The organism is Sporosarcina sp. D27, from assembly GCF_000586555.1.
GTDB lineage: Bacteria > Bacillota > Bacilli > Bacillales_A > Planococcaceae > Sporosarcina.
The window spans coordinates 96,790-108,651 of sequence record NZ_AZUC01000056.1; the positions used below are offsets into that span (position 1 = coordinate 96,790).

The 11,862-nt window shown below is 46.1% G+C and carries 6 protein-coding genes; 5 read left to right on the forward strand and 1 reads right to left on the reverse strand.

Going from position 1 to position 11,862, the window contains the following annotated elements:
• The first annotated feature begins 219 nt into the window (after positions 1 to 219).
• The 5 genes from N693_RS0114960 to N693_RS0114980 all read left to right on the forward strand — a co-directional run bounded on the left by N693_RS0114960 (position 220) and on the right by N693_RS0114980 (position 9,916).
• Positions 220 to 2,463 (forward strand): 5'-nucleotidase C-terminal domain-containing protein, encoded by a 2,244-nt coding sequence (locus tag N693_RS0114960; RefSeq protein WP_025785644.1) that lies wholly within the window; start codon positions 220 to 222, stop codon positions 2,461 to 2,463.
• Between the two features lie 236 nt (positions 2,464 to 2,699).
• Positions 2,700 to 4,193, forward strand: coding sequence for an N-acetylmuramoyl-L-alanine amidase (locus N693_RS0114965; RefSeq protein ID WP_025785645.1), 1,494 nt, complete (start codon positions 2,700 to 2,702; stop codon positions 4,191 to 4,193).
• Between the two features lie 112 nt (positions 4,194 to 4,305).
• Entirely contained in the window at positions 4,306 to 6,240 is a 1,935-nt protein-coding gene (locus N693_RS0114970) for a S8 family serine peptidase (protein WP_025785646.1), read from the forward strand.
• Between the two features lie 467 nt (positions 6,241 to 6,707).
• On the forward strand, positions 6,708 to 7,766 hold the full coding sequence (locus N693_RS0114975) for a C40 family peptidase (protein WP_025785647.1): 1,059 nt from the start codon (positions 6,708 to 6,710) through the stop codon (positions 7,764 to 7,766).
• 89 nt (positions 7,767 to 7,855) lie between these two features.
• Complete coding sequence (locus N693_RS0114980; protein WP_025785648.1) at positions 7,856 to 9,916, forward strand: S-layer homology domain-containing protein; 2,061 nt, start codon at positions 7,856 to 7,858, stop codon at positions 9,914 to 9,916.
• Between the two features lie 337 nt (positions 9,917 to 10,253).
• Here N693_RS0114980 and N693_RS0114985 read toward each other — a convergent pair whose 3' ends face one another.
• The gene (locus N693_RS0114985; protein ID WP_025785649.1) at positions 10,254 to 11,843 is read right to left on the reverse strand and encodes a hypothetical protein; all 1,590 of its coding nucleotides are present in this window, start codon (positions 11,841 to 11,843) and stop codon (positions 10,254 to 10,256) included.
• Positions 11,844 to 11,862 lie beyond the last annotated feature (19 nt).

Sequence of the window (11,862 nt, forward strand, 5' to 3'; positions counted from 1 at the left end):
AACCTAAGTTCGCGACGTCCTGTCGCAACGGTTGCATGACCTACGTCCTGTAGGGCCGAGGCTGAAATCAAGCCCGCGAAAAGCGTCCGGCCGCAGCGAAGAGAGACACCGTCCTCCTAGTTCCCTATTCAAATAATTCAAATACAACTAGTCGTAACACTCTGAAACTGATATGATAGACATGCATGTCCAAACTACTATTCTAGGGGGCAATTTCGAATGACGAAGAAGACTAGATTCATGGCAACGACCATAACAGCGGCAGCAGTCGCAACTGCACTGGCGGTACCAAGCGCATCAGCCGACTCCTCGAAATTCACCGACGTTTCTGAGCGTTATGCAGACGCGGTCAACTTCCTATGGGCAAATAACGTAACATCAGGCGTAAGCGAAACAAAATTCGACACAAAATCATCAGTCAAACGCGCTGACGCAGCGATCTTCATTGCAAAAGTCATGGGTCTTGAGCCGGGTGGCGTATACAAAGATTCAGGCTTCACAGACGTACCTAAAAACGCAAAATGGGCAGTAGATGCTCTTGCTGAAAACGGAATCGTTAGTGGGAAAAGCACAACGAAATTCGGAGCTTCCGAACACCTAACACGTGGTGAAGCAGCAGCCATGATCGTCAAAGCTGCAAAAATCGAAGCCGACAGCAAACTAACTGAAACACAATTTACAGACGTCAACAAACGCTTCGCACCATACGTGCAAGCACTCGTAGACGAAAAAATCGCTAGCGGAAAAGATAGCAAAACATTCGGTACATCCATGCCCGTCACACGTGGCGAACTTGCCCTATTCCTCAACCGAGGCAACGCAAAATTCGGCTACTTCGACCTCATGGTGATGCACATGAATGACCACCACGCATACCTAGACAACTTCCCGTACATTTCGACAGTTGTGAACGAATTGCGTGCCAAAAATGAAAACAACCTATTACTCCACGGTGGAGACGTCTTCTCAGGCGACCTTTACTGGAACAAATATAAAGGACAAGCCGACGTTGTGATGATGAACTACCTTGGCTTTGACGCTGTTACTTTCGGTAACCATGAATTTGACGAAGGTGGTAGCGCCGTAGGACACGAGGCACTACGCAACTACATTCTAGGAGCAAAGTTTCCAGTGCTCGGCGCGAACCTAGATTTCAAAGGGGATCAGAAACTGAAGGACCTCTACAAAGGTGGCATTGCGGATAATGCGAGTGGCGGGGAAATCTATGACGGCACTATCGTCGATATTGATGGTCAGAAAGTTGGAATGTTCGGTCTGACAACAGAAGACACTGTCAACATTTCAAGCCCGGGAGATGTCGAAGTACTCAGCTACATTAACCGCGCGAAAGAAACAGTTGCGGCACTTCAGGCGAAAGGTGTCGACAAAATTATCGCATTGACCCACGTTGGAGTGGATGAAGCCTCTCCAGAAGGAAGCGATCAGGCGCTAGCAAAAGCGGTACCCGACATTGATGTTATCGTGGGCGGCCACACACATACACCACTAAAAGAGCCGATTACCATTGCTAACGAAAATGGTGGCAAAACGCTAATCGTCCAAGCTGGCCAGTATGGAGACTACCTCGGAACACTAGATGTGAAGTTCAATACTAAGGGCGAAATCTACTGGAACCATGGTGAACTTGTAAAGATTGATGCGAAGACTATGAAAGCTGATCCAAAAGCAGAAGCTGTCCTTGCACCATTCAAAGCAGGGAAGGAAGAACTGAAGAAAGAATCGATTGGCGTTAATTCTGAAGTCGATTTGAGCGGTGCGCGTGACTCCAACGCAGAAGGCACATCCAGTGTCCGCCACAACGAAACGAACCTTGGAAACTTGATCGCAGACGCAATGCTGACAAAAGCGAAAACACTACCAGGTATGGATAAAGAGACGGTTGTTTCTGTGCAGAACGGTGGGGGAATTCGCACGAGCATTGAAGCCGGTGACATTTCTGTCGGCAGTGTCATGCAGGTACTGCCATTCGGAAACCCACTGGCAATCATTAAGTCGAACGGCAAGGAAGTAAAAGAAGCGCTTGAACGCAGCGTAGGCGGATCGGTGATTGACGGCGGCAAAGGACTAAAAGAAGATGGCGGTTTCCTTCACGTTGGCGGCATGAAATTCACTTACGACAGCACGAAAAAATCAGGAGAGCGTGTGCTTGAAGTGCTTGTCAAAGAAGGCGACAAGTATGTAGCGCTGGAAGACACTAAAACCGTCTACATCGCAACAAACTCCTTCACAGCACGCGGTGGAGATGATTACAAAGTGTTTGAAAAAGCATCTAGCGAAGGCCGTGTATCAGACCCTGGATTCTCAGACACACAAAACCTAATCGAATACTTGCAGTCACTAGGCGACAAAATCAATCCACAAGTCGAAGGTCGCATTATCGACACTTCTCTTGAAACTCAACAAAATGGATATAAAGTTCCAGTTGAAGGCGCAAAAAACTAAATAAAATGATAAAAAATAACGCCGGATCATCCCTAGTAAGATGATCCGGCGTTTTCTACAAAATGCGTCCCACAAAGCTTTTCAGCAAGCTAGCAAACAAAACAAGGACAGAATAGCTAGAGTGAAAGAACGATAACCTATTAACATACCCCAATTTAGGTCGATAGAAACATAGAGAAATACAAAGAATTGTTGTATCCTTTACGGTAACGACAAATATTTGGAGGATTGTAATTTTGAAGAAACTCGCAGTATGTCTTACATTATCTCTCGCAGCGCTTGTCCCATTCGGACAAGATTCCAAGGCCGCAGCCAACTTCACGGATGTCGGAACGACTCACCGTGCACAGGCTGAAATCTATTATCTTGTCGAAGGCGGGATCACAAGCGGAGTCTCTGAAACTCGTTTCGCCCCGGAGCAACAAGTAACGCGTGGACAAGCAGCAGCCATGCTTGGACGTACACTGAACTTGAACGGAGAACAGCGTCCGACAAACTTTAAGGACGTTGGAAAAAACAATTTTGCTTCCGGCTACATACAGCAGCTTGTCGACAAAAAAATCATTTCTGGTTATACGGATGGTAGTTTCAAACCAGACAAGACACTGAGTCGTGGAGAAATGGCTCTCTTTATCGGACGCACTTTCGATTATAATACAAGTTCGGTAAGTGCAGCAGCTAGTTCACTAATGAAAAAAGGAATCGCATCTGGAGTCGCGGACGGAACATTTGGTGAAGCTCAAACAATCAAACGCGGTGACTTTGCAGTATTTCTATCTCGTAGCATTAACGCAGACTTCCGTACAGCGGATAACGAGAAATTTGACCGGAATCTCTATGTAGACACTAAAGACGGATCGAAGTTGAACCTCCGTACTGGTCCGAATACATCTTATCCGTCAATCGGTTCCATCCCGACAGGTAAAATTGTCTCGTATGCCTATTTTGTCGGAGATTGGGCGTACATCACATCTGACAATGTAAAAGGTTTTGTGCACACGGCCTACTTGCAGTCGGACAAGCCTTCTGACAAACCGGATCCAACACCACCAGTAACACCGCCAGTGAAGCCGGATCCAACACCTCCAGGAAAAAAGCCATTGAGTGATATTAGTGTAATCATTGACGCAGGTCACGGTGGATCGGATCCAGGTAGTTCAGGCAATGGATATATCGAAAAGAACATTACATTAAACGTTGCGAAAAAGATGGAAAAGTACTACGATAAAGTGCCGATGAAAGCTATAATGACTCGCACAACTGACACTTATATTTCGCCTGCCGCGCGTGGTGCTTATGCATCAAAAGGAAAAGGTGATATTTTTGTTTCCATTCACACAAATTCCTTTACAGACGCATCTGCTAACGGAACAGAAACGTACTATTACACACGTTCGGCAGCAGTAAATCCAAACGTATCCCAGTCAAAAGCCCTTGCCAAATATGTGCAGAACCGTCAGCTTGAAGCATGGGGATTGACAGACCGTGGAGTGAAAATCAAAAATCTTGCTGTACTCCGAGAGAACACAGTGCCTGCTGTACTCGCGGAACTTGGGTTCATCTCAAACAAAAAAGACACGGGCATCATGGGAACAGAAGCAGGTCGTGAAAAGATGGCAAAAGGATTATTCCTTGCCACACTCGACTATTACTATTATTATGAAAATAGAAAAGATGTTTTGCCTTTGTATAGCACAGTAAATGCTACGCCGAGTGGCAAACTTCACTAAACACGCCCATTCCACTCGTTCATAAGATCGAGTGGAATTTTTTTCTAAACACGTGCACGAAAAGGACTGATACAGGGTATAGGAATCATATCGTACATAAAGGAGTGATCATGTGAAAAAGTTAGGTTTTGCAGTCATCTTGGCCCTAGGTTTGGTACTTCCCATGCAAGCGCACGCTGAAGAACGAACAGACTGGTTGCTCCATGGATCGGACGCCGATTTGCAGTCAATTAGTCAAGAAGTGAGTTCCGTATCGAAGGAATTTAAACATGCACCACTCGGAGAAGTCCAGCTCACCCAACAAGAAGTTGAAGAAATTCGCACTCATTATCCAGACGTCAACATTTATCCAAACCGGGAATACGGAATCGCAGCAACCGCTGTTACACCAACACCGCCTTCCCAAATTACGTACCCAAAACGCTTTACCCTCATCAACACCACGCCGGAAGTGATTACTCCATATACAGGAAAAGGCGTCCGCGTTGCGATTCTTGATAGCGGAATCGATGTCACGCATAGCAAGCTTAATGTCAAAGGCGGTTTTTGTGCCTTACCTAAAGACCAGTGCGCTGAAGGAACTGTGCCCTATAATGACGACCTTGGTCATGGGACGCACGTAGCAGGAATCCTGGCAGCAGCTAAAGCAAGTAACGGCACAATGGGTGTCGCACCAGGTGTAGACTTGTATGCCATCAAAGCCATCAATTCCGAGGACTCAGGTCGCACCATCGACATCATTAACGGTGTCGAATGGGCAATAAACCACAAAATCGACATTTTGAATATGAGCATTACCACAAACCGAGATGATCCAGCACTCAAACTAATGCTTGAGAAAGCGTATGCTACAGGCATGATTATCGTTGCGTCAGCGGGGAACGAAGAAACGGGCGATTTGAAAGACTCCGTCCAATACCCAGCAAAGTATCCGACTGTTATCGCAACAACTGCCATTAACTACAACAAAGAACGCTTTTTAGAAGCTTCGATTGGACCTGAAGTAGAACTCGCAGCCCCAGGAGTCGACATTTTAAGCACGTATCCACGAGCGCTTGACGATGATGGGAAAAAAGATGGCTACTACGAATTATCAGGGACATCCATGGCATCTCCACACGTTTCAGGAATCGCGGCCCTTTTAAAAGAGCGTTTCCCTGAATTGACTAACGTGCGATTGCGCTCGATATTGGCAAATTCTGCTGAAGACCTAGGTGCAAAAGGACGCGACCGACACTTCGGCTATGGACTCGTCAGATATCCATCAAAGGTCGAGGAGATTCCAATGATGACGCAATATACACAAAATGGGCGAGTTATATTCGAATTATCGAACGCGGACAAAACGAGAACCCGCCAATTGAAAATCGGAGATCGCACAATTACTGAGCAATCTCCAGGAAAATGGGAGACGTACTTACTGCCAGGGACGTACAAAGGAAAGTATGCCATCATGACAAACGCAGGCAAGCAAATCCAAGAAGACCTCGTAGTGAAGATTGAGGGCACGAGTTATAAAGATGTCTCAGGATCGAAATGGTATTCGCCACAAATTGCCTACTTGATGGATAAAAAACTGATCTACGGTTTCGAAGGCAACTTATTCAAACCCGATCGGAAAATCACAAGGGCAGAAGCGGTTGCAATCATGGGGCGTGCCTCAGGATTGAACGGAGAAAAGCGAAAAACGAAATTTAAAGATGTCAATCCGAACAGCTTTGCATCTGGTTACATCCAATCTGCACGTGAAAAAGGATTACTCGGCGGATTCCCGGACGGTACATTCCGTCCAAACCAACCCGTTACACGAGGCGAAATGGCATTACTTCTTCAAAAAGCATTCAGTCTCCAATACGATGCAAAACAAAAATCACCATTTAAAGACATGACGACTAAAGTATCAAGCTACGAAGCAGCACTCGCGCTAACACAATCAGGTGTCACAAAAGGTTTCCCTGACGGCACATTCAAGCCACAAGAAACCATGAGTCGTGCTACTTACAGCGTCTTCCTAGCTGGTGCCGAAAACCCAAGTTTGTTCAAATAAATACCAAAACCGTGCAGAGCCCCCTTGGCCGCACGGTTTTTTCATGCGAAATGCGGCCAACACGCCCGTTCATGCGCATCAACCGTCCCGTTCTTGCGGAAAAATATCCACGTCACACAATTATCAAACTCGCGACCAATCCATCTTTCCCCATTCCCAAACCAAGACTAATTGGTGTGCTTCGCTCCGCATTTAGTGAGGGAGAGTGGGGCCACAAGAGTTTCCGATAAACGCTAACTCTGTGCCTAACCCCGCTCCACGCAAAAAACCGCTCATTTCCCACACATATATGAACCACTCAAAACTATTCATTATATCCACAATTCTATGAAAATAAACCAATCTACTATTCTTGTAACACAAATGTAATATTCCGTGTCAGTCTTTTCTGATACGATATAGTCATAGAAAGAATTCTAGGTAAATAGACGTTGGAAGCAGTCAATCATCCTAAATCGAGGTGGGACATGAAAAAGCAACTAGTAGTCTTTTTGGCCTTCATTTTAGTTTTTGCAAGCGTGTTCACAGTAGCCCCTCAAAAAAGCCAAGCCGCTTCAGGGGACAGCATCGTTGCCTATGCCAAAAAATTCGAAGGAACCCCGTATTCATTCGGTGGCTCCACACCTGCTGCATTTGATTGCTCAGGCTATATCCTTTACGTTTTCAAGTTTTTCGGCATCTCGTTGCCACGTACATCAGAAACACAATTCAATGTCGGGACGTCAGTTGCCCGTGAAAACTTGCAAGCTGGAGATCTCGTCTTCTTTGAAAATACATACAAGCCTGGTATTTCCCATACAGGTATTTACATCGGAAACGGAAACTTCATATCTGCAGAATCTAGCGGCGTTAAAATTTCGAATCTAGACACGAACCCATACTGGGGACCGAAATACGCAGGAGCAAAACGTGTGTCGGGCATCACAGCGACACCGCCTACAAAGCCAGTCGCTCCAACACCGACACCACCAAAGCCAACACCGACTCCGCCTACATCTTTCAGTGACGTAGCGGTGAAACACCCGGCGTACGAAGCAATCGAAACACTCAGCACGCAAAAAATCATCAGCGGATTCCCAGACGGCTCGTTCCAACCTGAAACGCAAGTGACACGAGGACAAGCTGCAACGATGATCAACCGCGTATTGAAATTACGCCCACGATTCCCACTTACTTATAGCGACGTCCCAGCAACGCACGCTTTTGCAAAGGACATCTCCGCAATGAGTGACGCAGGAATCCTGAGTGGCTATGAAAACGGCTCATTCGGCATGTACGATCCATTAACGAAAGCACAACTTGCCATCATCTTGGATCGTGCATTCAGCATGACAACAACCGCTTCAGTCCTAACGAAACCACCGTACCTCGACGTACCTGTCACGTACCGTGCAGCCGAAGCAATCGGTGCTTTAAAGAAAATGGACAAGACAACAGTCTTCCAAACACCGAAATTCTCGATTGCTGCAAACGCAACACGAGCTCAATTCTCAGCCGCTCTTTACAGTGTTGCTGAACTGCGTTAACAAAACAAAATGCCGCCCTCAAGCTCTCGCGAAGGGCGGCATTACTTGTTTTACTCAAAAAAACACAACTAGAAGGAGGAACTGAACATATGAAATCACTTCGTTCAATGACAAAACTGGCAGCTGTTCTTACCGCGATTCTCTTGATCATGACCCTTGTCATCCCAGCACCGCCTGCACATGCCGATGAACTGACAGGCCGCACACTAGAAAAAGAACTCCGTGAAATGATTGATAAAGGGATCCTCTCCGGATACACCGACGGAACATACCGTCCGACAGAAAACGTCTCACGTGGACAATTCGCGGCATTCATTGCGCGTGCATTGAAACTCCCAGAAGCAGACGGTAACTTTAAAGATGTCCCTAAAACTAGTAAACTCGCGGAAGACATCTATAGAGTACAAAAAGCAGGACTCATGAATGGGTATAGCGGGGGCATGTTTAAGCCCGATGCACCAATCACACGTGAGCAAGTATCCCTAACAATGATGAACGTCTTGAACTACAGCCAAATGGACTTAAAAGAATCACGTATCGACTTCACGGATCTGGACAAATTCCAATCATCCGGTAGCGTACGCTCAGTCTATTACAACATCACTTATGGCATAATTAGCGGTATCCCGAACAAAGACGGCTCTATGCGGTTTGAGCCGAAATCTAATACAACTCGCGAACAAGCAGCGGCATTCATTTCCCGTTATTTGAAAGCGGCTGAAGGAAATGAACTCCCAGGAATTCCAGAAACACCAGAGCCGCCAACTCAGGGCAATGACTTCTATCTAGCAACGCTAACAAACGGCAAATTGGTTAAACAGTCAAAAGGGCACAGTACCTACTTAGCTGCTGCAAATCTATTTAATGACTCCAATAACTATGCAGCTATGTACCGCGGGAACGAATTGATTCGAGTGAAAAGCGGTATGGCATTTGGAGATAATAAAACTTCAGCTGGGAAAGAAGCAAATACAATTATTTACTTTGACTCAGCTTTCAAGAAACAAGCAACCTATGTTCAGCAGGGGAGAGAGCTGAAGTATCTTGGTTCAAACGATGAGTATGTAAAAGTGCAAGTCGGCGCAACAGTCGGTTACGCAAAGCATTCAGAAGTGGATCTTATTCCCATCCAACTCGTAACAGATCGTGATCGCTACACCGTTAGTGAGTGGGGAACGCTCATTCACTATACCTATAATTATATGACCAAAAAAGGTGCATCGTATCCAATCATGCCAGCACCAGATTTCTTAAAGCAGGGTGTGACATATTATAGTCCTGACGGCGTCCATTATATGGACTCAACAGGTAAGGGTGTGGGTACGTTCTTCCCGTACTTCCAATTCCTATCGGCACGGTCAACGACTAGCTATACAGGAGCAGAACTAGATTCACTAATTAAAAAAGTCTTAGCTGAGCGAGAAGCCCTGAACTTAAGCAAGTACAAAGACGCAACGAAGAAGTCGAAGCTCATAGGACTTGGATCGTTCTTCAAAACGCTTGAAAAAGAACGTAATATGAACGCCCTCATGATCCTATCTCTCGCAGTACACGAGAGCGATTACGGAATGAGCGAAACAGCACAAACATGCAACAATTTGTTCGGGTTATACAAATACGATTCACTGACAAAGTTATGTCCGGATAAGGGAACATTTAAAAAACCAAGCGACAGTGCTGTTGCGCTTGTTGACACCTTCTTGAATCCGAATTACATTAATCCGGACAGCACGTTGAACCGTGCATTGGGTGCTGCATTCGGTAACAAAACAACGGGCTTCAATGTCAACTATGCATCTGATCCAACATGGGGCGCAAAAGCAGGCGCGCATATGTATGAGTTGGATAAAAAAGCAGGCGGAAAAGACTTATTTGCATACAAGCAGTTCGCACTCACAAGCCTTGAGATTGCGACGAATGTCCGCAAAGCACCAAGCACATCAGCACCAATTCTTTTCACATATAAGCCTCATTACAACGGAATTTACCAAGATTCGAGCTCAGGCATTGGTCTTGGCTACCCGATGACTGTCATCGGATCCGTTAAAGGTGACGACGGCAAAACGTGGTATGAAGTGTTTAGTGATAAAGCTGGGGTTGATCATGGTTTTATCCGCGAAGACGTCGTGAATATCATTAATTATAATTAAATCTCAAACCCCCTCGAACAGCGATGGCTATTCAAGGGGGTTTTTTACGTCTGTGTATAATTTAATTGTGAATAAGTAGATTTCGATTTCTCGCAAACCCACATTTTCTGCTGAGAGTTCCATAGAAGTTAGAAAAGTACACTCAAGAAATGCCAATAATGATCAAGCAAGTAGTGAATCCGCTCAAGCAAGCTGAAAAGTGATCAAGCGCATGTCGAATCCGCTCAAGCAACCCGAAAAGTGATCAAGCACATTTCGAATCCGCTCAAGCAAGCTGAAAAGTGATCAAGCGCCCACCGAATCCGCTCAAGCATCACACAAAAAAACAGGGGCACCATCACCCCTGTTTCAAATGCTTCGTAACTTTCTCGATCAATTCTTCACCCTGATCTTTCAAATATCCAATCTTCGCGTCAATCAATTCATCGAAGAACGCATTCCGCTCCATCCCCATCTCTTCCAGCAGACTTTGCGTCTCCACTAAATCCACCAACGTCAACTGCGGATAATCATCGCCAGAAAACGTGCCATCTGGACGCGCCTGATACCACAAATCGCCATTCTCGCGAATCCAACCACCTTGATCCGCACCGAAGCTTTCAATACCCTTCATGACGCTCTTAGCAGCATCTAAATACTTTGCATCTTCCGTCTCGCGGTACGCCGTCAGCAGAATCTTCAATCCGCCCAGCTCATGATTCAACGAAGCATGGGGGATATCTGTCTCAGGATCCTCATCGAAATAATCGACGATCATGAATCCATCACCAGCTTCAATCGTTTCGCCTTTTTCAATCCGAGACAGCAAATAATCCGCATACACCGGCACATACAACTTCGAATCATCGACCTCATCGTCGAGCTTCTTCTCCGTATCGTCCAGGAAAAACGCCACGTATTCGTTATAACGCGTATCCACATAAGGAGCCTTGATGCCGTATGCATTATTCAGCCACGCACTCGTATACTCTGTCGGCCAGCGAGTCCCACCGAACTCATCAATGTAATTCAGCAAATTCACACGTGAATTCAGCACCATCGTCTCAAAGAACAACGACTCTGACTTCCCGTACCACTCAAGCGCCACATCGTCTTCCATCCGACCAATCACGCGACCATATCCCATCTTCGTTCCGGGATCAATCGAAAACGGCAACTTCGTATATGGGCCATCCATTGTCATCCAGTTCAACTGGGAAAACTGGTTTTCAAGCGCGAACTCTATGTAGTCCTTCTCTTCGTCCACGGTCGCAAACAACGGTGAATCGGCGAGTAACACCCAAGACTCTGCAATCTGATGACCACCCGCTTTAGCCCCACGAGTAAACCCATCATCGGTCACCTTCACATCTTGCACTTCCTTGTCGAGTTCACGGATTCGACTTTCTCCGACATCATACGCCTTCACAAGCTCTTTCGATGTGAATGAATACCCGACAATCGCTTCCGCAACATTCGCATTGCCGTCAATCGTCAATTTCCCATAAGGATTCACCGTTGGATCCGTTCCGAACGTATCATGGTGAGGGTGCTTGACTGTACGAGGATTCCAAGAGTTCTCCGCAACCTTTACAGAATCACCAAAGTGATAAACAGTTTCCAAGGATACCCCGAGTCGAGCGTCATTCGTCAACCGCTCAAATAGAAACTTCGAACCATTGCCGAGCGTCCGTTCCGTCAGCTTATACGACCCGATCGTCTTACCTAGTCGCTTCACCGAATATGTATGAATGACATCTTTCGTATTCTCCACGCTGCGTTCTGTATCTTTTTCATAGGAGAGTTCAAAAAAACGCGGAATCTTCACATCCACTTGCACATCCTTCGTGGAATACACCCGCTCTGTCGTCGTCCCCTTCAAAAAGATACCCGCAACACCAATTATCACAAGAATCCCCAGTAACACCCCAACTATCCATTTCTTCACCAATCCCACTCCTTTCGAT